Raw genomic sequence first — 26,598 nt, 5'->3', positions numbered from 1 at the left:
ACGCTAGTGGGTGGGCGCAACCGCTCAGCGGTGCGGTAGCACCGCCGCGGTGCGGACCAGATCACCGGTGACCGCGAACCGACCGGTGAGCAGCGCCGGAGGGTCGGTGACCGTCGCCGCCGCCACCCGTTGCGGGTTGATCCGGGCGGTGAACGTCCCGGCGTCGGGGTCCAGCGTCACCGTGGCGTCCTGGAAGTCCAACCAGGAGCCCACCACCGGGTGCCAGACCTTGTAGACGGTCTCCTTGGCACTGAACACCACCACCGGCCAGCCCGCTCCGGCCGGCAGCCGGGACAGCTGCTCCTCCTCCTCGGCGCGCAGGATCAGCCGGCGTACCCCCGGACTGAGCTCCCTGTGCCGCTCGGCGTCCATGCCCACCGACCGGACGTCGGCCAGCCGGGCGGCCGCGGCGGCGCAGTAGCCACGGGTGTGGGTGATCGTGCCGACCACCCCGGTCGGCCAGACCGGGGAGCGGTCGGGGGCCGCGACGACGGGCGCGGTGGGCACGCCCAGCGCGGCCATCGCCCGCCGGGCGCAGACCCGGCCGGCGGTGAAGTCGCGCCGTCGGCTCTCCACCGCGCGCTCGCCGAGCCCCGCCACCTCGGCGGGGAGCAACTCGCCCACCCAGTCCGCCGCGTCGGCCTCCACCACCACGACCGTCGGTGGCAGCAGGTCACGCATCACCCACCCCCTTTGGATACGAGAGCAGCCGCGCCCGAGCCGGTCGGCCGACCACGGTGTCCACGTCGACGTCGGCGGGGCGGCCCGACAGCGGGCGGGCCGCCCGCCGGGCCAGGATCCGGTCGACGGGAAAGTCGGTCACGGCCATGGCTGGTGAACGTACCGCAACGACGTAACGGCGGAGGGTGGCCTGGCGCTGTAAAGGCGTTGCTGGGGAGCCGATTCGGGCTGTGCGTCGCGAGGCCGACGGGTCGCCGTTTCCGGCGGACCGTCGCGGAAGCTGAGAGGAAGTGACGATGTCCGATGGTATGGAACCCCTGCGGTCCCCGCTCGAGGAGCATGTTCCGATGACTCCCGGGTGGACCTGCGGCTCCTGTGGGGAGGAGTGGCCGTGCGCCGAGAAGCGGGCCCGGCTGCTGACGGAGTTCCAGGCGGACCGGGCTTCCCTCAGCGTCTACCTGGGATCCTGTCTGGCCGCGGCGAGCGCGGACCTGCCCGCGACGCCGGGCGCGTCCCTGCGGGCCCGGTTCATCGGTTGGCTGCCGAGGGGGCCGTTGCAGTCGTGAGGTGACCGGTGGCCCACGCCCCCCCATTGGGCGGAGTGGGCCACCGGTCGCGGTCAGGACCGCCGGGGGCGGCGGGTCAGCGCGAAGCCGACCACGCCGGCGACCGCGGCGAGAACTCCACCGACCGTGCTCCACACCCAGCGCGAGCCGAGCGTGGGCAACCGGTCGGCGAACCCCGCGTCGTCCTCCTCGTCGGCCTTGGCGGCCGCCGGCTCGTCGGTCAGCACCGCGCCGGCCTTCGGGTTCGGCACCAGCGGCGCCTTGAGCTCGCCGTCGTCGCGTGACCCGTCGCCGTCGGCGGTGACCAGCAGTTCCACGTCGACCGGGAGCCCGAGGTCCGGCTCGGGCAGGTCGACCACGGAGAGCCGGAGGTAGTACGTGCCGGGCAGCGGGTCGGCCGACCAGGGCTCGGCCCAGGAGCGGACCTGGCGCAGCGTGCAGCCGAGCGTCACGGCACGGGCCGAGGCGTCCACGGTGGGCGCCTGCGCGCCGGCCGTGCACGCCTGCCGGCGGCGCAGCCCGTCGAAGACCTGGACCGTCCAGGTGGAGGCGCCGGTGTGCGGCTTCGGGAACGACACGGTCGTCGTGACCTCGTGCCGCTGGCCGGCCGAGGCGGGGAACGACCAGTAGAGGAAGTCGCCGGTGGAGGCGTTCACCCGGACCGGCTGGCCGGCGGCGATCCCGGTGGCGGTGAGGAAGGACGTGCCGGCCCGGGTGACCGGGGTGGCCCCGGGGGACGGGGTGGGGGCCTCGGCCGAGGCCGGGGCGGGGGCGGCCAGCAGGGTCAGACCGGCGGCGGTCAGCGCCGCGCCGGTCCGGATGGTCGGGGTGCGCATCAGTGCTGCCTCCAGGTGGCGACCCACCAGCGGGTGAGCAGGCCGACGAGCAGGCCGGTGACCAGGCCGGCCAGGGTGAGCAGGGCGAGCAGGACCCAGCCCCGCCCGAGGTCCGGCGCGGCCGGGGCGGGGGAGGAGGCGACCACGTCGACGGTCAACTCGACCGGCATGCCGGGGGTGGTCCGGGTGCCCGGCCGGGGCGCGAAGGAGTTGCTGACCACCAGGCAGACCGTGGTGGCGGGGACCGGCGCGTCGGTGGCCTCGGGGCTGGGCGCGGTGCCGTCCTCGGTGGCCGACCAGCGCAGCCCGGCCGACACCACGTCGGTACGCCCGCTTCCGGCGTCGGAACCGCGGACCAGTTCGCGTCCGTCCGTGGCGGTGGCCCGGACCAGGACCCCGTGGTCGAAGTTCACCGGTCGGTCCAGCGCCACGCTCGCCGAGGCGCGCAGCTCCTGCCCGGGGCGGACCGGCACCCGGTACCAGCGGTGCTGGGAGAACGCCTCCCGGTCGCTGTACACGCCGGGCGCGAGCAGCGGCGCGTTCGCGCACTGCGTCGTGCCGTCGACCACCGTGGGCGCCGCGGTGTAGGTCTCCTGCGCCCGGTCGACCAGCTGCTTGATCCGGCCGGTCAGCTCGTCGGCGCTCTGTGCGGCGGTGTAGGTGCCGCCGGTCGCGCCGGCGATGCAGAGCAGTTGCCGGCGGACCTTGTCGTCGGGCGCCAGGCCGAGGGTGTCGACCACCAGCTTCGTACCCTGGGCGGCCAGCTCCCGGGCCACCTCGCACGGGTCCGGGGGCGCGCAGGTGTCCTCGCCGTCGGTGATCAGCACGATCCGCCGGACGGTGGGGCCGGTGCCCAGGTCCTGGGCGGCGGCGCGCAGGGCGAGCCCGACCGGGGTGAAGCCGGTCGGCCGCAGGGTCGCCACGGCCGCCTTGGCCTGGGTCCGGTCCACCGGGCCGACCGGCGCGATCTGCTGGGTGTCCTGGCAGCCCTGCTTCTTGTCCTTGCCCCGGTAGGTGGCGCCGAGCACCCGGATGCCGAGCTGGGTCTCCTCGGGCAGCGCGTCAACCACCTCGGCGAAGGCCTGCTGGGCGACGGAGATCCGGCTTCGGCCGTCGATGTCCCGGGCCCGCATCGAGCCACTGACGTCGAGCACCAGCTCGACCTTCGGCGGTTCGGCGGGTGTCTCCTCGTCCGCCACGGCCGGCGCCGGGCCGGTCAGTACGGTCGCCGCCAACAGCCCGATCAGGACGGCTGTCGGTCGTCTCTTGTTGATCACCGGGCGGAGTGTAGTCAGATCCACTTTGGATGATCATTTGGGGGCGGCCGGGCGGATGGGCGGCTTCCGGCCGATCCGGTGCCGTCCCTCGGTCTTTCGGTCACTTTCGGCGGTGGTGCCCGGATCCCCTGCGCTCGTCAACCCGCCGTCGGCGCGGTCGTCTCCGTCCCACGCGCGGTTCGGCCCGGCTCGCTGACCCTCGTGATCGGGCATGAAACGGTACGGACCACCCGGCTGTCTTCCGCGTACCGTCCGTGCATGGTGACCGTCCGTTAGGTGCCAGATGTAAACCTTTTGCACCCCTGCGCATCCGTCGGAAATCTGACCGAAGTCGACCCGTTGTGCCGGTGCCGCAACGTGGCTAAGCTCTTCTTGCGCGCCCCAATCGCCCGCTTCCCCCGTGGCAGGCGATCGGGGCGCGTTCTAATTTTCCGCCCGGGTACCGCCGCTGCCACGTGCCGGCCGAATCGCTCGGGACGACGCCACTTCCCGCTCGACCCCGCCGGCCCCGTCGCGTCCGATTCCCGGTCCGAGCCGCCGTTTTCGGTCCGGGCGGCGACCTCTCCCTCGGCCGCGGTCAGATCCAGCGGCCGTCCAGCCACATCCGGGCCGACCAGTCGTCGTACGGCAGGGTGTTGCCCACGAAGATCGGATAGAAGTACGCGAAGCAGACCGCCACCAGCAGCACGTACGCGCCCACGATCACGCCGCCGATCAGCCGGCGGTCGGCGCCCCGCTCCGCCACGTCCTCGGGATCGGCCGGCGTCAGTCCGGCCGGCGCGGATGGCGTGACGATCGCGCCGAGCACGTAGACCACGGCGAGCACCAGGAACGGCAGCGCCGGGGCGGCGTAGAAGGAGAACATCGTCCGGCCGTCGAGGGCGAACCAGAACCAGGGGAGCAGGCCGGCGGCGACGCTGAGCAGGATCGCCCCGGCCCGCCAGTCGCGCCGGGCCATGCCCAGCCAGGCCACCGCGCCGAGGGCGGGCAGGAACGACCACCAGAGCAGCGGCGTGCCGAGCAGCAGGATCTCCGCGGCGCAGCTGGCCGCCCCGCAGGCCCCGTCGCCGGACCAGTAGAAGGCCACCGGCCGGCCGAGCAGCAGCCACTGCCACGGCCAGGACTGGTACTTGTGCGGCGTCTCCAGGCCGGTGTGGAAGTCGAACGCGGCCTTGTGGTACTGCCAGAGGTTGTTCAACGCCCCGACGAACGGGGTGTCGCTCAGCCCCGGGGTGTTCGGGTAGCGCGCCGCCAGCCGGTAGTAGCCGTCGTCGGTGAGCAGCCAGCCCGACCAGGTGAGCACGTACGTCCCGACCACCAGCAGCCCGGCCAGCACCAGCCAGGGCAGCTCGTCCAGGAGCGCGTCCCGCCACGGGCGGCGTACCCCGGCGGAGCGGCGGACGCCGACCTCCCAGAGCAGCGCCAGCAGCCCGAACGCCGGGATGAAGTAGAGCGCGCTCCACTTCACCCCGCAGGCGCAGCCGAGCAGCACCCCGGCGACCAGCCGCCACCACGGCCAGGTCCGCCAGCCGCCGGCCGGCCGTGCGGCCCGCCCCGGCGCGGTCGGGTCGAGCCCGGCCGCCAGCGCCCGGCTCCAGCGCCGCCGGCGGGCGTCCCGGTCGAGCACCAGCGCGCCGAAGGCGGCCAGCACGAAGAGCAGCAGGAAGATGTCGAGCAGCGCGGTACGGGAGAGCACGAGGTGGAAGCCGTCCAGCGCGAGCAGCAGGCCGGCGGCGCAGCCGAGCGTGGTGGAGTGGAACATTCGCCGGGCGATCCGGGTCAGCATCAGCACCGACAGGATGCCGGCGAGCGCGGCGGCGATCCGCCAGCCGAACTCCGGGGCGGTGGTGAACAGGTGCCCCGGGACGGAGATGTTGAGCTCCTGGTCGGAGTACCCGAAGGCCCACTCACCGAGCCCGATCAGCCACTTGCCCAGCGGCGGGTGCACCACGTACGACGGGCCGTTGTCCTTGTAGTTCCACTCGACGCCCTTGTCGATCAGCCCATAGCCGTCGCGGGCGTAGTAGATCTCGTCGAAGATCTTGCCCTTGGGGCCGCTCAGGCCGAGCAGGCGCAGGACCGCGGCGATCGTCACCACCACGGCGGTGGCGACCCACGAGTTCACGTCCAGCCGGGCCTCGACCGTGGCGAGCCGACGGCGGACGACCGCCGGGATCGCGGCGGCGCCGGCCGGTGGGACGCCCTGCTCGGGGCGGTCCGCGCTCGCGCTCTGTGCTGTCGACGCACTCGTCACCCGGCGATCGTAGGCTGCGGAGGTGCCCGGTGGCGTCCGTCGTCCCCGAGATTGGGTACCGCCGTCGATGAAGGAGCGCATCCCGTGGGTGAAATGTCCGACCTCGGGCGGCTGATCCTGCTCGGCGCGCCGCTGGGCAATCCCGCCGACGCCTCGGCCCGGTTCCGGGAGGTGCTCGCCGCCGCCGACGTCGTCGCCGCGGAGGACACCCGCCGGCTCACCCGACTGGCCCGCGACCTCGACGTGACCGTCGGCGGGCGGATCGTCTCCTACTTCGAGGGCAACGAGGAGCGGCGCACCCCCGAGCTGGTCGAGGTGCTCACCAACGGGTACACGATCGCCCTGGTCACCGACGGCGGTATGCCCAGCGTCTCCGACCCCGGCTACCGGCTGGTCCGGGCCGCCCTGGACGCCGGCGTGCCGGTCACCGCCGCCCCCGGGCCGAGCGCGGTCACCACCGCCCTGGCGCTCTCCGGCCTGCCCTGCGACCGGTTCTGCTTCGAGGGCTTCCTGCCCCGCTCGCCCGGCACCCGCCGGTCCCGGCTGCGGACGCTGGCCACCGAGGAGCGGACGCTGGTCATCTTCGAGGCCCCGCACCGGATCTCCGGCGCGCTGGCCGACCTGGCCGCCACGTTCGGCGCCGACCGCCCGGCCGCGCTCTGCCGGGAGCTGACCAAGACGTACGAGGAGATCGTCCGCCGGCCGCTCGGCGAGCTGGCCGAGTGGGCCGCCGAGCACGAGCCGCGCGGCGAGATCACCCTGGTGGTGGCCGGCGCGCCGGAGACCCCGGCCGAGCGGCCCGACGACGACACGCTGCGCGCCGCGGTGGCCGAGCGCGAGGCCACCGGGATGTCCCGCCGGGACGCGATCAGCGAGGTGGCCACCGGGTACGGGCTGCGCCGCAAGGACGTGTACACGATCGTGCACAGCTGACGGTCTCACCCGGCGGCGAGCAGGAACCCCACGGTGATCAGCAGTGGCCCGGCGTACGCACCGGCCACCGCCCAGCGGCGCTGACCGCTCGGCCAGCCGGGTCGCCCCGGTCCGCCCGGCTCGCCGGCCCGGGCTGCCGTCGTGCCGGGGGAGGTCTCGTCGGGCCCCGCTCGCCTGGCAGTCACGACAGTCATTGGACACCGCGTCCCGGGCGGGTTCGGGCAGCTCAGGCCGCGTGTCGGTGATAAATCGGGCAGGCGGGCACGAAGGGGTCCGGCGGGCCGGGGAGGCCTATTGGTTCGCGGGCACCCCGGGCCGGTCACTAGGCTTGCTGGTCATGAGTCACGTTCTCGCCGCGGTCGCCTGGCCCTACGCCAACGGTCCGCGCCACATCGGCCACGTATCCGGATTCGGCGTTCCCTCCGACGTCTTCTCCCGGTACATGCGGATGGCCGGTCACGACGTGCTCATGGTCTCCGGCACCGACGAGCACGGCACGCCGATCCAGGTGCAGGCCGACGCCGAGGGGGTCACCCCCCGCGAGCTGGCCGACCGGTACAACCGGGTGATCGCCGAGGACCTGCGCGCGCTCGGGCTGTCGTACGACCTGTTCACCCGGACCACCACCCGCAACCACTACGCGGTGGTGCAGGAGCTGTTCGAGGGGATGCACCGCAACGGCTACATCGTCCCCAAGGTGACCACCGGGGCGATCTCCCCGTCCACCGGCCGGACCCTGCCCGACCGCTACATCGAGGGCACCTGCCCGATCTGCGGCTACGACAGCGCCCGCGGCGACCAGTGCGACAACTGCGGCAACCAGCTCGACCCGATCGACCTGATCAACCCGAAGTCCAAGATCAACGGCGAGACGCCGGAGTTCGTCGAGACCGAGCACTTCTTCCTCGACCTGCCGGCCCTGGCCGAGGTGCTGCGCCAGTGGCTGGACACCCGCGAGGGCTGGCGCCCCAACGTGCTGCGGTTCTCGCGCAACCTGCTCGACGACCTCCAGCCCCGGGCCATCACCCGGGACCTGGAGTGGGGCGTACCCATCCCGCTGGACGGCTGGCGCGACCGCTCCGACAAGCGGATCTACGTCTGGTTCGACGCGGTGATCGGCTACCTGTCGGCCTCCATCGAGTGGGCCCGCCGCTCCGGCGACCCGGAGGCGTGGCGCAGCTGGTGGTCCGCCGACGCCGAGGGGAAGGACGCCCGCGGCTACTACTTCATGGGCAAGGACAACATCGTCTTCCACTCGGTGATCTGGCCGGCGCTGCTCGCCGGCTACTCCGGCGAGGGCGGGAACGACGGCGAGCCGGGCCAGCTCGGCCGGCTCAACCTCCCCACCGAGGTCGTCTCCAGCGAGTACCTCACCATCGAGGGGCGGAAGTTCTCCTCGTCCCGCAAGGTCGTCATCTACGTCCGGGACTTCCTCGAGCGGTACGACGCCGACGCGCTGCGCTACTTCATCGCCGCCGCCGGCCCGGAGAGCAACGACACCGACTTCACCTGGTCGGAGTTCCTCCGCCGCAACAACGACGAGCTGGTCGCCGGCTGGGGCAACCTGGTCAACCGGTCCGTCTCCATGGCGGCGAAGAACTTCGGGGCGATCCCGCCGGTCGACCCGGCCGGGCTGACCGAGGCCGACGAGGCGCTGCTCGCGGTGGCGAAGACCGGCTTCACCACCGTGGGCGAGCTGATCGCCCGGCACCGGCAGAAGCAGGCCATCGGCGAGGCGATGAGGGTCGTCGCCGAGGCGAACAAGTACCTCTCCGAGCAGGCCCCGTGGAAGCTCAAGGACGAGGCCGACAAGCCGCGGATGGGCACCATCCTGCACGTCGCGCTCCAGGTGGTCAGCGACGCGAACACGCTGCTCACCCCGTTTCTGCCGCACTCCGCCCAGAAGATCCACGAGCTGCTCGGCGGCACCGGCGTACACGCGCCCATGCCGGTCCTGGAGGAGGTCGAGGACCTCGACGGCGGCCCGGGGTACCCGGTGCTGACCGGGGACTACACGGTCGGGGCGCGCTGGGAGCCCGTACCGCTGGTGGCCGGCACGCCGCTCGCCGCGCCGAAGCCGGTCTTCCGCAAGCTCGACCCGGTCATCGTCGAGGAGGAGCTGGCCCGGCTGGCCGGCTGACCCACCCGTACGACGACGCGGCCCCCGGGGGAGCTTTCCCGGGGGCCGTGCGGCGTTCACCGGCGCCGGTCAGGCGCGGGCCATGCTGGGCTGGCCGAAGAACTTCATCATCGCCGCGGTGACCTCGTCGGCGTGCGTCCACGGCGTGCCGTGCGGCGCGCCCTTCAACGTGATCAACTCGCTGTTCGGCAGCATCGGCTGGAGCCGCTGCCCGGTCGCCGGGTACGGCAGCACGTTGTCCTTGTCGCCCTGCACGATCAGCACCGGCACGTCGATCTTGGGCAGGTCGGCCCGGAAATCGGTCTGCCAGGCATCCACGCTGTCGTGGGTGCCCTTCGCCGACGCGATCGCGCCGATGTTCCAGTGCCCTCGGAACGCCTCCTCGCTGACCCATTTGCCCTTGTTCTCCGAGTAGTTGAAGAACGCGTCGCAGAAGGTGGTCAGATAGGCGAACCGGTCCGCCAGGATCGCCTGCTGGAAGCCGTCGAAGAGCTTCTTGTCCACGCCCTCCGGGTTGTCCGCCGTCTTCAGCAGGAACGGCGCCAGCGGGGCGAGCAGCACCGCCCTGCTCACCCGGTTCGAGCCGTACGTGCCCAGGTAGCGGGTCACCTCACCGGTGCCCATCGAGTGGCCCACGAGCATCGCGTCCCGCAGGTTCAGCTCGGTCATGATCATGTCGAGGTCGGCGGCGAAGGTGTCGTAGTTGTACCCCGACGTCGGCTGGCTGGACGCGCCGAAGCCCCGCCGGTCGTACGTGATCACCCGGTAGCCGGCGTCGAGCAGCTTGATGCTCACCTTCTCCCAGGTCGCGCCGTTGAACGGGAAACCGTGGATCAGCACCACCGGCTGGCCGGAGCCGTGATCCTCGTAGTACAGGTCGATGGGCGCCGAGTTCTCGGTGCCGACAGTGATGAAAGGCATGCGGGTCTCCTGATCCATGGACGTCGGACGCCCCGCGCATTCCCGGCCGGTCCACCGTTATGCACCCCCCGGTCACAGGGCGTACGGCAGGTCCACCACCCGATCGTCGGTGACCTCGCTGCCCGGCGCCCACGTCTCGTAGACGCCCCGTTCGTGGCACTGCGCCCCGATGTCCAGCACCGAGTCCGGATCCGGCCGGCACAGCCGCAACCGCAGCCAGCCCGCCTCCTCCCGCATCACCAGACACGGCACGTCCCGCCACTGCGCGTACCGCAGCCGGCGGGCCACCGAGTCCACCGGATAGCGGGCGGCCCGGGTCATCGCCAGCACCCGGAACCCGCCGGGCAGGTCGGCCACCGCCTCGTACTCGCCGCCGCCGTGACCGCCGACCAGCTGCGTCGAGCGGGGCGCGTCGCCGGTCGGGACGTACTCCTGGTCGGGGGAGAGGCCCGGCACCGCGGCCAGCAGGTGCCGCCACTGCGGGCCCACCATCCGCAACCAGCCCCGCTGCTCCGCCTGATAGGTGTAGAGCACCACCTCCCGGCCCTCGGCGGTGTAGGCCAGCAGGGTGGCGTTCGCCGGCATCGGCAGGTCCGCGAAGTCGCGGGTGACGAACTCCGGGATCAGTTGGGCGCTGCTCGGCACGAACCCGGTGCCCAGCACCGGTGGCCCGAGCCGGTCCCGCGGCGGCAGCGCCAGCAGGCCCCGGTGCGCCTCGCCGGCCGGCACGTCGTAGTCGCCCGGGTCGGCGGCCCGCCAGCGCAGCGCGTACGCGATGTCGGTGCCGTCCCGACCGCTCGTGCCGTCGCCGCGCAGCACCGCGAGCGCCGCGGGCGTCCGCAGGTGGGCCACGTCGTGCTCCCGGTAGCAGAAGCCGTGCGGCAGCCAGCCCCGCACGTACCCGCCCAACTGTCGGGCGGAGAGCACCTTGACCATGCGGGTGCCCCGGCGGACCACCGCCGAGCCGCGCACCGCGGCCAGGGTCGGGTCGCCGGCCGCGCCGGGCTGCTGACTGAGCTGGTGCACGTACGCCCAGCCCCGCTCCCGGTGCAGCGGCACCATCAACGGCGCGTCCGGCTCCTCGCCGGCCTCCGCCGTGCCGTGCACCGCCGTCACCTCGCTGGCGTGCACGAACCTGCGCCACGGCAGCGCCGAGCCCGGCCGGGGGGCCCACTCGAAACCGGCCACCTCGTCGGCGCTGAACAGTTCGTAGGCCGATCCCCGGGCGAGTTCCTCCGCCGGGTACACCGCACCGTCGTACGTCACGTGCGGGCCGGTCCGTTCGGCGCCGCTGGCCTGAGGGGTGACGCTCACCCCCGCGACGTTAAGCGCCGCGGATGCCGAACCGGTGAACAGTCGGTGGCGACCGGGAAACGTGACCCGGTGGCGGTGTGTGATGCTGGCCGCGATGAGTGAGCCGACCGAAACCCGCAAGCAGCGCGCCGCCCGTCGCGCCGGGGAGTTCCCGCCCGCGCCCGAGCCGCTGCCCCGCCCCGTGCTGGACAGCCACACCCACCTCGACATCACGGTCAGCGAGGCCGGGGCGCCCGCCGGCGGCCCCGTCGACGACCCGGTCGCCGCGGCCATCGAGGTGGCCGCCGGCGTCGGCGTGGACCGGCTGGTCCAGGTGGGCGTGGACGTGGACTCCTCCCGCTGGAGCGCCGAGGTCGCCGAGAAGTACCCGGCGGTGCTGGCCACCGTCGCGCTGCACCCCAACGACGCGCCCCGGCTGGCCGACCTCGACGAGGCGCTGCGGCAGATCGAGGCGCTCGCCGGCCGGGACCGGGTCCGCGGGATCGGCGAGACCGGGATGGACTTCTTCCGGACCGGCGACGAGGGGCGCGCCGCGCAGGAGGAGAGCTTCCGGGCGCACATCGCCATCGCCAAGCGGTACGGCAAGACGCTGGTCATCCACGACCGCGACGCGCACGCCGACGTGCTGCGGATCCTCGACGACGAGGGCGCACCCGACACGGTGGTGCTGCACTGCTTCTCCGGCGACGCGGACTTCGCCGCCGAGTGCGTCCGCCGGGGATACCTGCTCAGCTTCGCCGGCACGGTCACCTTCGGCAGCGCCACCGCGCTGCGCGAGGCCGCCGCGCTCACCCCGCTCGACCAGATCCTGGTCGAGACCGACGCGCCCTACCTGACCCCGATGCCGCACCGGGGGCGGCCGAACGCGTCGTACCTGATCCCGCTGACGGTCCGGTCGCTCGCCGAGACCACCGGCGCCGACCTCGACGCGCTCTGCGCCGCCATCTCCGCCACCGGCGACCGGGTCTTCGGCCCGTGGTGAGCGGGCCGGAGCCCGCCGCTACGCTACGGGGCGTGACCGGTCTCCTCGGCCCGGCGGAGATCCGGGAACTCGCCGCCCGGCTGGGCGTCGCCCCGACCAAGAAGCTCGGCCAGAACTTCGTGCACGACCCCAACACGGTCCGCCGGATCGTCACCGCCGCCGGGCTCGCCCCGGACGACGTGGCGCTGGAGGTGGGGCCGGGGCTCGGCTCGCTCACCCTGGCCCTGCTGCCGGTCGCCGCGCACGTGCACGCCGTGGAGATCGACCCCACGCTGGCCGGGGCACTGCCGGAGACCGCCGCCCGGCACGCCGGCCCGGACGCCGCCCGGCTCACCGTGCACCGGGCCGACGCGTTGCGGATCACCGCCGCCGAGCTGGCCGAACCGGCGCCCACCGCGCTGGTGGCGAACCTGCCGTACAACGTCGCGGTGCCGGTGGTGCTGCACCTGCTCGCCGAGCTGCCCACCCTGCGGCACGGCCTGGTGATGGTGCAGAAGGAGGTCGCCGATCGGCTGGTCGCCGGCCCCGGCTCCAAGGTGTACGGCATCCCGTCGGTCAAGCTGGCCTGGTACTCCCGGGCGAGGGCCGCCGGCAAGGTGCCGCCGAACGTGTTCTGGCCGGTACCGAACGTCGACTCCGGCCTCGTCGCCTTCACCCGCCGGGAACCGCCCCGCGACGACGTCGCCCGCCAGCGGGTCTTCGCCGTGGTCGACGCGGCGTTCGCGCAGCGCCGCAAGACGTTGCGCGCGGCGTTGGCCGGCTGGGCCGGTGGGGCCGACCGGGCCGCCGCCGCGCTCATCGCCGCCGGGGTCGACCCGGGCGCACGCGGGGAGTCACTCACCGTGGAGCAGTTCGCCGCCATCGCCGCGTCGGCCCCGACCGCCGCACCCACCGCCGGTTAGGCTGACGCCGTGCCCGCCCCCGGGCGCCGCACGTGTACGCGTACGACCCGGTTGACGGCCGGCACGAACCGGTCGCCGACTCCGCCGAGGAGCTGATCGTGACCAAGCTGTTCGACATCCGCCTGCGCCCGCGGGACGTCCCCCAGTGACCGAGGCCTGGCGACCGGACGACGAGGACGAGCAGCAGCGGCGCGGGGCCAGCGGACCGGTCAAGGTCCGGGTGCCCGCCAAGGTCAACCTGCACCTCGGGGTGGGGCCGCTGCGCCAGGACGGCTACCACGAGCTGAACACCGTCTACCACGCGATCTCCATCCACGACGAGCTCACCGCCCGCCGCGGCGACACGCTCACCCTCACCATGGAGGGCGAGGGCACCGGCGAGCTGGCCCTGGACGACTCCAACCTGGTGATCCGGGCCGCCCACGCCCTCGCCGGGTACGCGGGCGTCCCGCCGCACGCCCGGCTGCACCTGCGCAAGCAGATCCCGCTCGCCGGCGGGCTGGCCGGCGGCAGCGCCGACGCGGCCGCCGCCCTGGTCGCCTGCGACACGCTCTGGGGCACCGGGCTGTCCCGCGACGAGTTGGCGTCCATCGCCGCCGACCTCGGCTCCGATGTGCCGTTCCTGATCTACGGCGGCACCGCGCTCGGCACCGGCCGGGGCGAGGCGGTCAGCCCGGTGCTGGTCCGCCCCACCTCCTGGCACTGGGTGGTCGCGGTCGCCGACGGTGGCATCTCCACCCCGGCCGCCTACCGGGAGCTGGACCGGCTCCGCGACGCCGGCGCCGCCCGGGAGCCGCTGGGCAGCACCGATGCCCTGCTCGGCGCGCTGCGCCAGCGCGACCCCCGGGTGCTCGCCGCCACCCTCGGCAACGACCTCTCCGACGCCGCCCTGTCGCTGCGCCCCGCGCTGGCCGACACCCTCAAGGCGGGGGAGGCGGCCGGCGCGCTCGCCGGCATCGTCTCCGGCTCCGGGCCGACCTGCGTCTTCCTCGCCGCCGACGCCGCCGACGCGGAGCGGATCGCCGCCGAGCTGGAGGCCGCCCAGGTGTGCCGGGAGGCTCGGGTCGCGCACGGCCCGGTCGCCGGGGCCCGGGTGGCCTGACCCGTACGCCCCACCGGGCGGGCCGGGCGGTCCGCGTACCCTTGGGCCAGGCGTCCCCAGGTGCCCGCCGGCACCGGGACGCCTTTGATCATCATGGGAGGTGAGGTCGTGGCCAACATCGTCAACCTGGACCGGGTGTCCAAGGGGTACGGCGCCGCCGGGCCGCTGCTCACCGACGTCTCGCTCGGCCTCGACGACGCCGACCGGATCGGCGTGGTCGGCCTCAACGGCGCCGGCAAGTCGACCCTGCTGCGGCTGCTCACCAAGCAGGAGGACCCGGACGGCGGCCGGGTCACCCACCGCCGGGACCTGCGGGTGCTCTGGCTGCCGCAGAACCTCACGCTGGCCCCCGAGGCGACCGTCCGGGACGTGGTGCTCGGCACCGCCTGGCTCGGCGAGAGCATGGGCGCCGAGCACGAGTGGGCCGGCGACGCCGGCGTCCGGGGCATCCTCGACGGCCTGGGCATGCCGCACCTCGGCCTCGACCAGCCGGTCGGCCCGATGTCCGGCGGTGAACGCCGCCGGGTCGCGCTGGCCGCGCTGCTGGTCCGCGAGTCGGACCTGCTGATCCTCGACGAGCCCACCAACCACCTCGACGTGGGCGGCGTCGACTGGCTGGCGAAGTACCTGGTCGGCCGCAAGGGCGCCCTGGTCGTGGTCACCCACGACCGGTGGTTCCTCGACGCGGTCTGCACCTTCACCTGGGAGGTCGCCGACCAGGCCGTCCGGGCGTACGAGGGCGGCTTCGCCGCCTGGACCCTGGCCCGGGTGGAGCGCGAGCGGGTGGCTGCGGCCACCGAGGCCCGCCGGCAGAACCTGCTCCGCAAGGAGATCGCCTGGCTGCGCCGGGGCCCGCCGGCCCGGACCTCCAAGCCGCGGTTCCGGATCGACGCGGCCAACGCGCTGATCGCCGACGTGCCGCCGCCGCGCGACACCATGTCGCTGCAACGGCTCGCCACCGCACGGCTCGGCAAGCAGGTGTACGACCTGGAACAGGTCACCCTGCACGCCGGCCCGAAGGAGATCCTGCACGGCGTCACCTGGCAGGTCGGCCCCGGCGACCGGATCGCCATCCTGGGCCGCAACGGGGCCGGCAAGACCACCCTGCTGCGGATGCTCGCCGGGGTGACGGGCCCCGACGGCGGCCGGTTCGCCACCGGATCGACGGTCAAGCCGGCGTTCCTCTCCCAGGAACTCGCCGAACTCCCCGGCCACCTGCGGGTCCTGGAAGCCGTCGAGGAGGTCGCCCGTCGGGTCCAGCTCGGCGACCGGGAGATCTCCGCCGCGCAGCTCGCCGAGGTCTTCGGCTTCGACGACCGGCGGCTCTGGACGCCGGTCGGCGACCTCTCCGGCGGTGAGCGACGCCGGCTCCAGATGCTCCGGCTGCTCGCCACCGAGCCGAACGTGCTCCTCTTCGACGAGCCCACCAACGACCTCGACACCGACACCCTCGCCGCGCTGGAGGACCTGCTCGACTCCTGGCCCGGCACGATCATCGTGGCCAGCCACGACCGGTACCTGATCGAACGGGTCACCGACTCGGTTTACGGGATGTTCGGCGACGGTCGGCTGGTGCACCTGCCCGGCGGCGTCGACGAGTACCTGTCCCGGGCCGGCGGGGCCGAGCCGGCCCGCATCGAGGCCGTCACCGCCACCACCACGCCGGGTGCGCCCGCCGCCACCGGCATGTCGGCCGCCGAGGCCCGGCAGGCCCGCAAGGAGCTGACCCGGCTGGAACGGCAGATCGGCAAGCTGGAGCAGAAGGAGACGGCGCTGCTCGACCAGCTCGCCACGCACGCCACCGACTACGCGCGGGTCGCCGAACTCGACGCGCAGCTCAAGGAGCTCCGGGCCGAAAGGGAACGGACCGAGGAGACCTGGCTGGCCCTGGCCGACGAGATCCCGCCGGTCTGACCGGCCGCCGACGCCGCGCCGCGCCGGGACGCCACCCCGTGTGCGGCGTCACATCCCGGCGTGCGGGACAATCGTCGGCGACCCCTCATCCGAACGGCGTTGGAGACACAGTCATGGCCCACACCCCCGTCAACCACCCCGCGCGGCCGGTCTACCGGGCGATCGGCGGGCTCATCGGTCTGTACCTGGTGGTCTTCGGTGTGCTCGGCATCATCGTGAGCGCCGGCAACGACATCTTCGCCCGGGATGACACCAAGGTCCTCGGCCAGGGGACGAACCTCGGGTTCTCGCTGCTCTCCGTGCTGCTCGGCGGAGCCATCGTGGCCGGCGCCGTGATCGGCCGCAACCTCGACGTGGCGATCAACCAGTGGCTGGCGTACACCCTGATGGTGATCACCCTGGCCGGGCTGGCGTTCATCCGGACCGACGCCAACATCGCCAACTTCAGCATCATGACGATCATCGTGCTGATGACCCTGAGCCTCGTCCTGCTGGTGGCCGGCATGTACGGCAAGGTCGGCACCGACGAGGAGCAGGAAGCCTGGCAGAAGGCTCGCCTCGTCCTCTGATCCCCCTTCGCGCCTCAGGTCCCGTTCCGTCCGCGGCTCGCTGCCCGGCGGGGCGGGATCCTGCGTTGGTGGTCCCGCGGTTCGGCGGACAGCCGGCCTCCGTACGGGCGACAATTCTGGTGAATTGTCGTAGTCGGACGGAGGAGTCATGGCGCACATTCCGGTGAACCACCCGGCGCGCCCGCTCTACCGGGTCTTCGCCGGGCTCGTCGGGCTCTACATCCTGGTCTTCGGGGTCTGGGGCGTCGTCGAGACATGGGGCGACGGGCTCTTCGACCGGGGCAGCCACTGGGCCCTCGGACTCCGTACCAACCTTGCGTTCTCGCTGGTGTCCGTGGTCTTCGGCATCGTGCTGATCATCGGCGCCTCACGCCGCGGCAACCTCGGCCACTACATGAACCTGACCGCCGGGGTGGTCTTCATGGTCACCAGCATCGCCATGATGTCCGTGCTCCAGACCACCGCGAACTTCCTGAACTTCTCGATGTCCACGGTGATCGTGTCCATGCTCTTCGGGCTGCTGCTGCTCGCCACCGGGCTCTACGACAAGATCGGGCCCGACGAGCACGCCGAGGCGGAGCGGATGCACCGCAGGCACCCGATCTCGGAGGCCAACGCCCGCTGACCCTGTCGCAGCGCCGGTCAGCCCCGCTTGCGGGCCGTGATCAGGCCCGGCTTCGCCTCCAGGTGCGACAGCCCGTTCCAGGCCAGGTTGACCAGGTGCGCGGCGACCGTCTCCTTGCGCGGCTTGCGCACCTCCAGCCACCAGCGGCCGGTCAACGCCACCATCCCCACCAGCGCCTGCGAGTAGAGCTCGGCCAGCTTCGGGTCGTACCCCCGGCTGGAGAACTCGGCGCCCAGGATGTGCTCCACCTGGTGCCCCACGTCGTTCATCACACTGCTGAAGTTGCCCGTCGCGGACATCAGCGGCGACTCCCGCACCAGCACCCGGAACCCGCTGGTCTCCTCCTCGATGTACGTCAGCAACGCCATCGCCGCCTGCTCCAGCAGCTCCCGGGGATGACCGGCGGTCAGCGCGGTGCTGAGCCGGTCCAGCAGGGCCCGCACCTCGCGGTCCACCACCACCGCGTAGAGGCCCTCCTTGCCGCCGAAGTGCTCGTAGACCACCGGCTTGGAGACCTTCGCCCGGGACGCCACCTCCTCGATGGAGGTCGCGTCGAAGCCCTTCTCGGCGAAGATCTGCCGACCGATCGAGATGAGCTGCTCACGCCGCTGGGACGCTGACATCCGTACCCGTGAGGTCGGCTTCGCGGCTGCCGCCGGCACCGCCCGCCGTCGGCTGCCGGTGTTCTCCCCGCCCGGGGCCTCTGTCATGTCGTCACCTCATCGGCGCTCGGTGACGCCCGTCGTGGAATGTTCCGGCCGGCGCGCCCCTGCGTGCCGGTTGCGGCCATCCTGCCAGGCCCGCTCCGAAACCATTGCCGGGTTTCCGCGCCGCACGCCGCGTCCTGTCGCACCTACGTTCTAATTTGCGGGTCATGGAGGGCGAGGTGCGGCGGCTGCGCGTGGAGGAGGGGCTCTCCGTCGCGCAGATCCGGGCCCGGACCGGGCTGGGACGCAACCGGGTGCACGAGCTGCTGCGCGGGGTGCCACCGCCGGCGTGGACCCGGCGTCCGAGGGCCAAGGACGAGTTGCGCGCCGAGGCGGTGGTGCTGCGCGGGCAGGGGTGCTCGGTGAACGAGATCGCCGAGCGACTCGGCGTGGCGAAGTCGACCGCCTACCTGTGGGTGCGGCATCTCCCGCTCGACACCCACGAAGAGGCGGCCGCCCGGCGTCGGGCGCATTCGAAGGTGATGACGGACGCCAGGTGGGCGGCGCACCGGCAGGCCCGGGACATCGCCCAGGCCGCCGCCCACGTCGCGGCGGCCGAGGTGGTGGGTTCCCTCGACGACCGGGACCTGCTGCTTCTGGGGACGGCGATCTACTGGTGCGAGGGCACGAAATCGAAGCCCTGGCGCCGCGACGATCACGTCAAGTTCATCAACAGCGATCCGGGGCTGCTCGCATTGTTCCTGCGCTTCCTCGGGGTGTGCGGCGTGGAGCGCGACGTGCTGAAATACCGGGTCGCCATCCACGAGTCCGCCGATGCCGAGGTTGCGGTGCGGTGGTGGGCCCGGACGCTGGAGCTGCCCATCGACCGGTTCCAGCGCTCGACCATCAAACGGCACCACCCGACCCTTCGTCGGAACACCGGTGAGGGTTACCACGGCTGCCTGGTGATCGACGTGCCGCGCAGCCGTGAGCTGTACTGGCGGATCGAAGGTATGATCGCCGAGCTGTTCCGGATCGCTTCCGGCGCACGGAGCCCGCTTGGCGGGCCGTGAAGGCTTGACAAGCGATGGGGTGTGGGGTAACGGCAACCCGCAGACCTTTGGAGTCTTGAGCTCCTGGTTCGAATCCAGGCACCCCAGCTCAGCGCAAGATCGTTCCCTTGCGTGCAGCCGGCTCCGCTCCGGGATGTGATGCCGGCTTTTGTGCAGCCGAGTGCGGATTGCAGTGGTTGCGTGGTTAGCATGACCGCGAGACTGTCGCCTTCCCGACGGGAGCCACGTCGTGCCCCAGCCCCACCTCCGTACCGTCGTCGTGCTCGCTGCCGGTGAGGGCAAGCGGATGAAGTCGACGCTGCCCAAGGTGCTCCACCCGCTGCTCGGTCGTACGCTGCTCGGCCACGTGCTGGCCGCGGCCGCGCCGCTGGCCGCCGACCGCACCGTCGTGGTGGTCGGGCACGGCGCGGAGCAGGTCCGCGCGCACCTCACCGAGATCGCCCCGGACGCCACCCCGGTCCTGCAGGCCCAGCAGCTCGGCACCGGGCACGCCGTGCGGATCGCCCTGGAGGCGGCGCCGGAGGCCACCGGCACCGTCGTGGTGATCAACGGGGACGTGCCGCTGCTGCGGGCCGAGACGGTGGCCGCGCTGGTCGAGGCGCACGAGGGCGAGGGCGCGGCGGCGACCGTGCTGGCCGCCGAGGTGCCCGACCCGACCGGCCTGGGCCGGATCGTGCGGGACGCCGCGGGACGGCTGGAGCAGATCGTCGAGGAGCGGGACGCCACCCCGGCGCAGCGCGCGCTCCGCGAGATCAACGCCGGCATCTACGCCTTCGACGTGGCCCGGCTGCGGGATGCGCTGGGCAAGCTCTCCACCGACAACGACCAGGGCGAGGAGTACCTCACCGACGTCTTCGGCCTGCTCGTCTCGGCCGGTGAGCCGGTGGGCGTGCACGTGGCCGCCGACCATGTCGAGACGCTCGGCTGCAACGACCGGGTGGAGCTGGCCGGGCTGCGTGGGCTGCTGCGCGACCGGGTCAACGAGGCCTGGATGCGTACCGGGGTGAGCATCCTCGACCCGGCGACGACCTGGATCGACGTGACCGCGACCGTCGAGCGGGACGCGGTGATCGACCAGAACACCCAGCTGCGCGGCACCACCTCGGTGGGCGCGGAGGCGGTGGTCGGTCCGGACGTCACGTTGATCGACACCGTGGTCGGGCCAGCGGCGACCGTGCTGCGCAGTCACGCGGTGAGCGCCGAGGTGGGCGCCGGCGCCAGCGTCGGCCCGTACGCGTACCTGCGGCCGGCCGCGCGGCTGGCCGAGAAGTCGAAGGTCGGCACGTTCGTCGAGGTGAAGAACTCCGAGCTGGGCGCGGGCGCGAAGGTGCCGCACCTGTCGTACGTGGGTGACGCGACGATCGGGGCGAAGGCGAACATCGGCGCGGCGACGATCTTCGTGAACTACGACGGGGTGAACAAGCACCGCACTACGGTGGGCGAGGGTGCCTTCGTCGGCTGCGACACCAGCCTGATCGCCCCGGTCGAGGTGGGCGCCGGGGCGTACGTGGCGGCGGGCAGCGCGATCGCCCAGGACGTTCCCCCGGGCGCGCTGGGGGTGACCCGGGCGCCGCAGCGCAACATCGACGGCTGGGTGGCCCGCAAGCGTCCGGGCACCGTCTCCGCGGCGGCGGCCGAGCGGGCGAGGCGGGCCGGTGAGGGTGCGTCGGGGAACCCCGTCCCGGCAAGCGAAGGTGAGCCACTGCACGGGGGTGCCCAGACAGTGGGAGGCGCGTCGGGGGCGGGGGATACTGCAACCGAATAGTCCCCGGCCCCACACCGCCGGGAACCACCGACCAACGGGAGCGCACGGGCCCATGGGCAGCATCGTCGCCGAAAACCGCAAGAGCCTGATGCTCTTCTCCGGACGTGGATTTCCGGAGCTGGCCAAGGAGATCGGTGAGGTGCTCGGCGTCGCGCCGACCCCCTCCGACGCGTACGAGTTCGCCAACGGCGAGATCTTCGTACGGTTCAAGGACTCGGTACGCGGTTCGGACGCCTTCGTGGTGCAGTCCGTCACGCACGGGGTCAACACCTGGGTCATGGAGACCCTGATCATGATCGACGCGTTGAAGCGTGGTTCGGCCAAGCGGATCACCGTGGTCCTGCCGTTCTACCCGTACGCCCGGCAGGACAAGAAGCACCGCGGCCGGGAGCCGATCTCGGCCCGGCTGGTGGCCGACCTGCTGAAGACGGCCGGGGCGAACCGGATCCTCACCGTGGACCTGCACACCGCGCAGATCCAGGGCTTCTTCGACGGCCCGGTGGACCACCTCTTCGCGATGGACGTGCTCGCCGAGTACGTGGAGCACAAGTACGCGGGCCGGCCGATGACCGTGGTCGCGCCGGACTCGGGGCGGGTGCGGGTGGCGGAGCGGTGGACCGACCGGCTGGGCGGCTGCCCGCTGGCGTTCATCCACAAGACCCGGGACCCGCTGAAGCCGAACCAGGTGGTGGCGAACCGGGTGGTCGGTGAGGTCGAGGGCCGGGTCTGCCTGATCGTCGACGACATGATCGACACCGGTGGCACGATCACCAAGGCCGCCGACATCCTCAAGGAGTCGGGCGCGGCGGAGATCGTGGTGGCCTCCACCCACGCGCTGCTGTCCGACCCGGCGACGGAGCGGCTGAAGAACAGCCCGATCAGCGAGGTCGTGGTCACCAACACGCTGCCGCTTCCCCCCGAGAAGCAGCTCGACAAGCTGACCGTGCTGTCGATCGCGCCGCTGCTGGCCCGGGCCATCCGGGAGGTCTTCGACGACGGCTCGGTGACCACCCTCTTCGGTGGCCTGAGCTGAGCAGCTGAGCGCCGCGACGGCGGCTTCCCCACACCGTTCCCGTCGGCCTGCACGGCGGCGGGAACGGTGATATGGGTACTGCCGGAAAGCGGGGAATCGGCTCGGGTAGACTGGTGCGGTTGCCACGGCGAGGGTGCCCGGCGGGCCGCTGAAAAGCACCGTACGGAGGCACCGTCATCGACGCGGTGCTCCGGGCAGTCGTGCATGACGCATGAGCCCCAGCGAGCCCCTCGCCGCAGCACCGCCAGTCGACAAGTCGCCGCCGCGAAAAGCATCAGGAGTTTCCCCGTGTCCGAGGTAAAGATCAGCGCCGAGCCCCGTACCGAGTTCGGCAAGGGTGGTGCCCGTCGTACCCGCCGGGCCGGCAAGGTGCCCGCCGTGCTGTACGGCCACGGCGAGAAGCCCCAGCACATCGCGCTGCCGTCCCTGGAGTTCGCCGCCGCGATCCGTAAGGGCGGTGCCAACCAGCTCTTCGCGATCGAGGTCAGCGACGGCACCCAGGTGCTGGCTCTGCCGAAGGCGATCCAGCGTGACCCGATCAAGGACACCTTCGAGCACGTCGACCTGCTCCTGGTCCGCCGGGGCGAGAAGGTCACCGTCGACGTCCCGGTCCAGCTGACCGGTGAGGCCGCGCGGGACACCCTGATCGTGCACGACCACGACACCCTCTCGGTGACCGCCGACGCCACCAACGTGCCGGACCACCTGGAGGCCTCGATCGAGGGCATGGAGGCCGGCACCCAGGTGACCGCCGCCGACGTGGAGCTGCCGTCCGGCGTCGAGCTGGTGGCCGACCCGGAGATGGCCGTCGCCTCGGTGACCGCCGCCCCGACCGCCGAGCAGCTCGAGGCGACCCTGCCCGAGGTCGAGACCGCCGACGAGGAGGTCGAGGCCGGGGTCGGCGAGGAGACCGCCGAGTCCTCCGAGGGTGCCGACGCCGGCGAGCCGGCCGCCGCCGGTGGCGAGGAGACCGCCGAGGCGAAGACCGAGGCCTGATCGGTTCGCATCGTTTGCGACAGGCGTCCCCGCACCGTCGGGGGCGCCTGTCGGCGTATCGGGACACCGACGCGGGAGGGACGGGACGTGACGGACGAGACGGGGCCGTGGCTGGTGGTCGGTCTGGGCAACCCGGGCCGGGAGTACGCCGGGAACCGGCACAACGTCGGCTTCATGGTCGCCGACCTGCTGGCCACCCGGGTGGGTGCGAAGTTCGGCCGGCACAAGCGGGCCGTGGCGGAGGTCGCCGAGGGTCGGCTGGGCTTCGGCGGGCCGAAGCTGGTGCTGGTGAAGCCGCTGACGTACATGAACCTCTCCGGTGGCCCGGTGGCCGGCCTGGCGCAGTTCCACAAGGTGCCGGCGGACCGGGTGATCGCGGTGCACGACGAGCTGGACATCCCGTACGGGCAGCTGCGCGTCAAGATCGGCGGCGGTGAGGGCGGGCACAACGGGCTGCGCTCGATGTCCAAGTCGCTGGGGACCAAGGAGTACGTCCGGGTCCGGTTCGGCATCGGCCGGCCGCCGGGGCGGCAGGACCCGGCGGACTACGTGCTGTCGGATTTCGGCGCCGCCGAGCGCAAGGAGCTGGAGTTCCTGGTCGACCGGGCGGCGGACGTGGTGGAGTCGGTGGTCAGCAAGGGTGTGGAGCCGACGCAGAACGCGTACCACGGGGCCTGATCGCGGGTGGCCGGCGTCCCGACGGCCGGCGGCCGGGCGGGGCGTACCGGAAAGGGGCCGGTGCGGCCGGTAGTCTGCGCCTTCTGACGTGGCGTGACCGGCGACGTGGTCGCGGCGAGGCGACGGGAGCGAGTACGTGGGCAGTCCTCCGATGATCGACGGCGCGTTCGCCCGGTGGCTGGCGGCGCGGGCTGGCCAGGCGCTGCTGGAGCTGCGGGCCGAGATGGGCTTCGCCGACCCGGGGGCGCTGAAGTCGGCCGGGGACAAGGTCTCCCACGACCTGATCCGCACCGAGCTGGCCCGCTGGCGGCCCGGCGACGCCGTCCTCTCCGAGGAGGACGAGGGGTCGCGGCTGGCCTGGGCGGCGGAGGTGAACCCCGGTGCGGTGTCCCGGCTGACCGCGGACCGGGTGTGGATCGTCGACCCGCTGGACGGCACCCGGGAGTTCTCCGAGGAGGGCCGCCCGGACTGGGCGGTGCACGTGGCGCTCTGGGCGCGCAACGCGCCGACCCCGCACGGCCTGACCGCGGGGGCGGTGGGGCTGCCGGCGCAGCACCGGGTGCTGGGCACCGACTACCCGCCGGCGTACCCGCCCATGACGCTGGAGGCGGCGACCGCGGGTGGCGCCCGGGTGATCCGCTTGGCGGCGAGCCGCAGCCGGCCGCCGGCCTTCCTGACCGACCTGGCCGAGGATGTCGGTGCGCACCTGGTGCCGATGGGTTCGGCGGGCGCGAAGATCGCCGCGGTGGTGACCGGTGAGGTGGACGCGTACATCCACGCCGGCGGCCAGTACGAGTGGGACTCGGCGGCGCCGGTGGCTGTGGCGACGGCCACCGGCCTGCACGCTTCCCGGATCGACGGTTCTGCGCTGAAATACAACGAGGCGGATCCGCGCCTGCCGGACCTGTTGGTCTGCCGCAAGGATCTCGCCAGTCGGTTGCTTGCAGCGCTGCAGAAGCATTCCCGTTAGCCTGAGCGCCTGTTTTGATTTGTCCGACCGGAAAGGTCTGGAATCCATGAGCGGACCCACCCCGATCGAGCCGGTGTCATGACCGCGCCGGCCCGCTTCTACCAGGTCTCCCACCTCGACGCGCTCGAGGCGGAGAGCATCTTCGTGATGCGCGAGGTGGTCGCCGAGATGGAGCGCCCGGTGCTGCTCTTCTCCGGCGGCAAGGACTCGATCGTCATGCTCCGGCTGGCGCAGAAGGCGTTCGCCCCGGCGAACATCCCCTTCCCGGTCATGCACGTGGACACCGGCCACAACTTCCCCGAGGTGCTGGAATACCGCGACCAGCGGGTCGCCGAGCTGGGCCTGCACCTGATCGTGGCGAGTGTGCCCGAGGCGCTGGCCAGCGGCCTGGTCCGGGAGTCCGGCGACGGGATGCGCAACCGGATCCAGACCCCGGTGCTGCTCGACGCGGTCGAGAAGCACCGCTTCGACGCGCTCTTCGGCGGGGCCCGCCGGGACGAGGAGAAGGCCCGCGCCAAGGAGCGGATGTTCAGCTTCCGCGACGAGTTCGGCCAGTGGGACCCGAAGAACCAGCGGCCGGAGCTCTGGGCGCTGTACAACGGCCGGCACCACCCGGGCGAGTCGATCCGTGTCTTCCCGCTCTCCAACTGGACCGAGCTGGACGTCTGGCACTACATCGCCCGGGAGCGGATTCCGCTGCCGTCGATCTACTACGCGCACGAGCGCGAGGTGGTCGAGCGGGACGGCATGCTCTACGCGGTCAACGAGTTCTTCCACCCGCGGGCGGGGGAGGAGCGGTTCAAGACCCAGGTGCGCTACCGCACCGTGGGCGACGCCTCCTGCACGGCGGCCGTCCGGTCGGACGCCGACACCGTCGAGAAGGTGATCGACGAGGTGGCCGCCACCCGGATCACCGAGCGCGGCGCGACCCGCGGTGACGACCGGGTCAGCGAGGCCGCCATGGAGGACCGCAAGCGGGAGGGCTACTTCTGATGACCACCGAGAGCGTGACCGCGACCGGCGTGGCCGCTGCGGACGCCCGCGCCACCACCGGGGCCGGGCCGGAGGCCCGGCGCATGGACCTGCTGCGGTTCGCCACCGCCGGCAGCGTGGACGACGGCAAGTCGACCCTGATCGGCCGGCTGCTGTACGACACCAAGTCGCTCTTCACCGACCAGCTCGCCGCCGTGGAAGCGGTCAGCGCGGCGCGGGGCGACGAGTACACCAACCTGGCGCTGCTCACCGACGGCCTGCGCGCCGAGCGGGAGCAGGGCATCACCATCGACGTGGCGTACCGCTACTTCGCCACCCCGCGGCGGAAGTTCATCATCGCCGACACCCCGGGGCACATCCAGTACACCCGGAACATGGTCACCGGCGCCTCCACCGCCGACCTGGCGCTGATCCTGGTGGACGCCCGCAAGGGCCTGGTGGAGCAGTCCCGGCGGCACGCCTTCCTCTGCTCGCTGCTGCGGGTGCCGCACCTGGTCCTCTGCGTGAACAAGATGGACCTGGTCGACTACTCGCAGGAGGTCTTCGAGCGGATCGCCGACGAGTTCACCGCGTTCGCCGCGAAGCTCGACGCGCCGGACCTGACCGTCGTGCCGATCTCCGCGCTGCGGGGCGACAACATCGTCACCCGGTCGGAGAACATGCCCTGGTACGACGGGCCGTCGCTGCTGCACCACCTGGAGCGGGTGCACATCGCCAGCGACCGCAACCTGGTCGACGTCCGCTTCCCCGTGCAGTACGTGATCCGCCCGCAGTCGACCACGGTCACCGACTACCGCGGCTACGCCGGCCAGGTCGCCTCCGGGGTACTCAAGCCGGGCGACGAGGTGATGGTGCTGCCGTCCGGCTTCACCAGCCGGATTTCCTCCGTGGAGACGGCGGACGGCCCGGTCGACGAGGCGTTTCCGCCGATGTCGGTCACGGTCCGGCTGACCGACGAGATCGACATCTCGCGTGGCGACCTGATCTGCCGGCCGAACAACTCGCCGGCGGTGTCCCAGGACATCGAGGCGATGGTCTGCTGGATGGACGAGACCCGCCCGCTCCAGGTCGGCGGCAAGTACGCGATCAAGCACACCACCCGGTCGGCCCGGACGATCGTGCGCAGCCTGCACTACCGGCTGGACATCAACACGCTGCACCGGGACGAGGCGGCCGGCGAGCTGAAGCTTAACGAGATCGGCCGGGTCCGGCTGCGCACCACGGTGCCGCTGCTGGCCGACGAGTACCGCCGCAACCGCACCACCGGCGGTTTCGTCATCATCGACGAGACCACCAACCGCACGGTCGGCGCCGGCATGATCGTCGACACCGCCTGACCCTCCCGCCGCCCGCTCGGGCGCGCATCTTCACGGAATGAGTGGCTGTCCCGGCGTGGACGGCCACTCTTTCCGTGTTCGAAGCGTCGA

The 26,598-nt window shown here is 72.5% G+C and carries 26 protein-coding genes and 1 tRNA gene; 18 read left to right on the top strand and 9 right to left on the bottom strand.

Going from position 1 to position 26,598, the window contains the following annotated elements:
• Positions 1-24: 24 nt before the first annotated feature.
• Together AC5RWQ_RS08210 and AC5RWQ_RS08205 are read right to left on the bottom strand one after the other, a co-directional pair.
• Positions 25-681 carry a 4'-phosphopantetheinyl transferase family protein gene (locus tag AC5RWQ_RS08210; protein ID WP_494282131.1) on the bottom strand — a complete coding sequence of 219 codons (657 nt, stop codon included), beginning with the start codon at positions 679-681 and terminating at the stop codon, positions 25-27.
• Positions 674-829: a hypothetical protein gene (locus tag AC5RWQ_RS08205; protein WP_494282130.1), complete on the bottom strand. Its 156-nt coding sequence runs from the start codon at positions 827-829 to the stop codon at positions 674-676. The genes AC5RWQ_RS08210 and AC5RWQ_RS08205 overlap by 8 nt, the downstream gene beginning before the upstream one ends.
• A gap of 199 nt (positions 830-1,028) precedes the next feature.
• Here AC5RWQ_RS08205 and AC5RWQ_RS08200 point away from each other — a divergent pair, with 199 nt between their 5' ends.
• Positions 1,029-1,247 carry a hypothetical protein gene (locus AC5RWQ_RS08200; RefSeq protein ID WP_494282129.1) on the top strand — a complete coding sequence of 73 codons (219 nt, stop codon included), beginning with the start codon at positions 1,029-1,031 and terminating at the stop codon, positions 1,245-1,247.
• 53 nt (positions 1,248-1,300) lie between these two features.
• On the opposite strand, the gene AC5RWQ_RS08195 is transcribed toward AC5RWQ_RS08200, so the two are convergent.
• From AC5RWQ_RS08195 to AC5RWQ_RS08185, 3 genes are all read right to left on the bottom strand, one after another.
• A complete protein-coding gene (locus AC5RWQ_RS08195; protein ID WP_494282128.1) occupies positions 1,301-2,083 on the bottom strand; it encodes a peptidase in 783 nt (260 codons plus the stop codon).
• Positions 2,083-3,360 carry a VWA domain-containing protein gene (locus AC5RWQ_RS08190; protein WP_494282127.1) on the bottom strand — a complete coding sequence of 426 codons (1,278 nt, stop codon included), beginning with the start codon at positions 3,358-3,360 and terminating at the stop codon, positions 2,083-2,085. Before AC5RWQ_RS08190 ends, AC5RWQ_RS08195 begins: the two co-directional genes overlap by 1 nt.
• A gap of 577 nt (positions 3,361-3,937) precedes the next feature.
• Positions 3,938-5,614: a dolichyl-phosphate-mannose--protein mannosyltransferase gene (locus tag AC5RWQ_RS08185; RefSeq protein WP_494282126.1), complete on the bottom strand. Its 1,677-nt coding sequence runs from the start codon at positions 5,612-5,614 to the stop codon at positions 3,938-3,940.
• 93 nt (positions 5,615-5,707) lie between these two features.
• On the opposite strand from AC5RWQ_RS08185, the gene rsmI reads away from it, so the two are divergent.
• Positions 5,708-6,547 carry a 16S rRNA (cytidine(1402)-2'-O)-methyltransferase gene (gene rsmI, locus AC5RWQ_RS08180; protein WP_494282381.1) on the top strand — a complete coding sequence of 280 codons (840 nt, stop codon included), beginning with the start codon at positions 5,708-5,710 and terminating at the stop codon, positions 6,545-6,547.
• 5 nt (positions 6,548-6,552) lie between these two features.
• On the opposite strand, the gene AC5RWQ_RS08175 is transcribed toward rsmI, so the two are convergent.
• The gene (locus tag AC5RWQ_RS08175) at positions 6,553-6,732 is read right to left on the bottom strand and encodes a hypothetical protein (protein WP_494282125.1); all 180 of its coding nucleotides are present in this window, start codon (positions 6,730-6,732) and stop codon (positions 6,553-6,555) included.
• A gap of 152 nt (positions 6,733-6,884) precedes the next feature.
• Between AC5RWQ_RS08175 and metG the strand changes: the two genes are divergently transcribed.
• Entirely contained in the window at positions 6,885-8,687 is a 1,803-nt protein-coding gene (gene metG / locus AC5RWQ_RS08170; protein WP_494282124.1) for a methionine--tRNA ligase, read from the top strand.
• A gap of 69 nt (positions 8,688-8,756) precedes the next feature.
• Here the strand turns inward: metG and AC5RWQ_RS08165 are convergent, their stop codons facing one another.
• Both AC5RWQ_RS08165 and AC5RWQ_RS08160 read right to left on the bottom strand, forming a co-directional pair.
• Positions 8,757-9,608, bottom strand: a complete 852-nt coding sequence (locus AC5RWQ_RS08165; RefSeq protein WP_494282123.1) for an alpha/beta fold hydrolase — start codon at positions 9,606-9,608, stop codon at positions 8,757-8,759.
• 72 nt (positions 9,609-9,680) lie between these two features.
• A complete protein-coding gene (locus AC5RWQ_RS08160) occupies positions 9,681-10,922 on the bottom strand; it encodes a hypothetical protein (RefSeq protein WP_494282122.1) in 1,242 nt (413 codons plus the stop codon).
• An 82-nt stretch (positions 10,923-11,004) separates the two neighbouring features.
• On the opposite strand from AC5RWQ_RS08160, the gene AC5RWQ_RS08155 reads away from it, so the two are divergent.
• The 6 genes from AC5RWQ_RS08155 (at position 11,005) to AC5RWQ_RS08130 (ending at position 17,016) form a co-directional block, all read left to right on the top strand.
• The gene (locus AC5RWQ_RS08155; RefSeq protein WP_494282121.1) at positions 11,005-11,904 is read left to right on the top strand and encodes a TatD family hydrolase; all 900 of its coding nucleotides are present in this window, start codon (positions 11,005-11,007) and stop codon (positions 11,902-11,904) included.
• 32 nt (positions 11,905-11,936) lie between these two features.
• Complete coding sequence (gene rsmA / locus AC5RWQ_RS08150; protein WP_494282120.1) at positions 11,937-12,806, top strand: 16S rRNA (adenine(1518)-N(6)/adenine(1519)-N(6))-dimethyltransferase RsmA; 870 nt, start codon at positions 11,937-11,939, stop codon at positions 12,804-12,806.
• 145 nt (positions 12,807-12,951) lie between these two features.
• Positions 12,952-13,908 carry a 4-(cytidine 5'-diphospho)-2-C-methyl-D-erythritol kinase gene (locus tag AC5RWQ_RS08145; protein WP_494282119.1) on the top strand — a complete coding sequence of 319 codons (957 nt, stop codon included), beginning with the start codon at positions 12,952-12,954 and terminating at the stop codon, positions 13,906-13,908.
• Between the two features lie 108 nt (positions 13,909-14,016).
• Entirely contained in the window at positions 14,017-15,822 is a 1,806-nt protein-coding gene (locus tag AC5RWQ_RS08140; protein ID WP_494282118.1) for an ABC-F family ATP-binding cassette domain-containing protein, read from the top strand.
• 113 nt (positions 15,823-15,935) lie between these two features.
• Complete coding sequence (locus AC5RWQ_RS08135) at positions 15,936-16,391, top strand: DUF4383 domain-containing protein (RefSeq protein WP_494282117.1); 456 nt, start codon at positions 15,936-15,938, stop codon at positions 16,389-16,391.
• A gap of 148 nt (positions 16,392-16,539) precedes the next feature.
• The gene (locus tag AC5RWQ_RS08130) at positions 16,540-17,016 is read left to right on the top strand and encodes a DUF4383 domain-containing protein (protein WP_494282116.1); all 477 of its coding nucleotides are present in this window, start codon (positions 16,540-16,542) and stop codon (positions 17,014-17,016) included.
• 17 nt (positions 17,017-17,033) lie between these two features.
• Here AC5RWQ_RS08130 and AC5RWQ_RS08125 read toward each other — a convergent pair whose 3' ends face one another.
• Positions 17,034-17,726, bottom strand: coding sequence for a TetR family transcriptional regulator (locus AC5RWQ_RS08125; protein WP_494282115.1), 693 nt, complete (start codon positions 17,724-17,726; stop codon positions 17,034-17,036).
• Between the two features lie 164 nt (positions 17,727-17,890).
• Between AC5RWQ_RS08125 and AC5RWQ_RS08120 the strand changes: the two genes are divergently transcribed.
• The 9 genes from AC5RWQ_RS08120 to cysN all read left to right on the top strand — a co-directional run bounded on the left by AC5RWQ_RS08120 (position 17,891) and on the right by cysN (position 26,508).
• The gene (locus AC5RWQ_RS08120; RefSeq protein WP_494282114.1) at positions 17,891-18,736 is read left to right on the top strand and encodes a helix-turn-helix domain-containing protein; all 846 of its coding nucleotides are present in this window, start codon (positions 17,891-17,893) and stop codon (positions 18,734-18,736) included.
• 15 nt (positions 18,737-18,751) lie between these two features.
• Positions 18,752-18,823: transfer RNA gene (locus AC5RWQ_RS08115), tRNA-Gln, on the top strand.
• Positions 18,824-18,965: 142 nt separating this feature from the next.
• On the top strand, positions 18,966-20,501 hold the full coding sequence (gene glmU, locus AC5RWQ_RS08110) for a bifunctional UDP-N-acetylglucosamine diphosphorylase/glucosamine-1-phosphate N-acetyltransferase GlmU (RefSeq protein WP_494282113.1): 1,536 nt from the start codon (positions 18,966-18,968) through the stop codon (positions 20,499-20,501).
• Positions 20,502-20,553: 52 nt separating this feature from the next.
• Entirely contained in the window at positions 20,554-21,534 is a 981-nt protein-coding gene (locus AC5RWQ_RS08105) for a ribose-phosphate diphosphokinase (protein WP_334484912.1), read from the top strand.
• Between the two features lie 288 nt (positions 21,535-21,822).
• Positions 21,823-22,530: a 50S ribosomal protein L25/general stress protein Ctc gene (locus AC5RWQ_RS08100; protein ID WP_494282112.1), complete on the top strand. Its 708-nt coding sequence runs from the start codon at positions 21,823-21,825 to the stop codon at positions 22,528-22,530.
• An 87-nt stretch (positions 22,531-22,617) separates the two neighbouring features.
• Positions 22,618-23,208 carry an aminoacyl-tRNA hydrolase gene (gene pth / locus AC5RWQ_RS08095; protein WP_334484916.1) on the top strand — a complete coding sequence of 197 codons (591 nt, stop codon included), beginning with the start codon at positions 22,618-22,620 and terminating at the stop codon, positions 23,206-23,208.
• Positions 23,209-23,359: 151 nt separating this feature from the next.
• The gene (locus AC5RWQ_RS08090; RefSeq protein ID WP_494282380.1) at positions 23,360-24,178 is read left to right on the top strand and encodes a 3'(2'),5'-bisphosphate nucleotidase CysQ; all 819 of its coding nucleotides are present in this window, start codon (positions 23,360-23,362) and stop codon (positions 24,176-24,178) included.
• Between the two features lie 78 nt (positions 24,179-24,256).
• Complete coding sequence (gene cysD / locus AC5RWQ_RS08085) at positions 24,257-25,171, top strand: sulfate adenylyltransferase subunit CysD (RefSeq protein ID WP_494282111.1); 915 nt, start codon at positions 24,257-24,259, stop codon at positions 25,169-25,171.
• A complete protein-coding gene (gene cysN, locus AC5RWQ_RS08080; RefSeq protein WP_494282110.1) occupies positions 25,171-26,508 on the top strand; it encodes a sulfate adenylyltransferase subunit CysN in 1,338 nt (445 codons plus the stop codon). Before cysD ends, cysN begins: the two co-directional genes overlap by 1 nt.
• Positions 26,509-26,598: the final 90 nt, after the last annotated feature.

The sequence above is a fragment of the Micromonospora sp. BS32 genome (assembly GCF_059089345.1).
The sequence above is the reverse complement of the archived record's forward strand: the minus strand, read 5'-3'. Positions and strand labels throughout refer to the sequence as shown.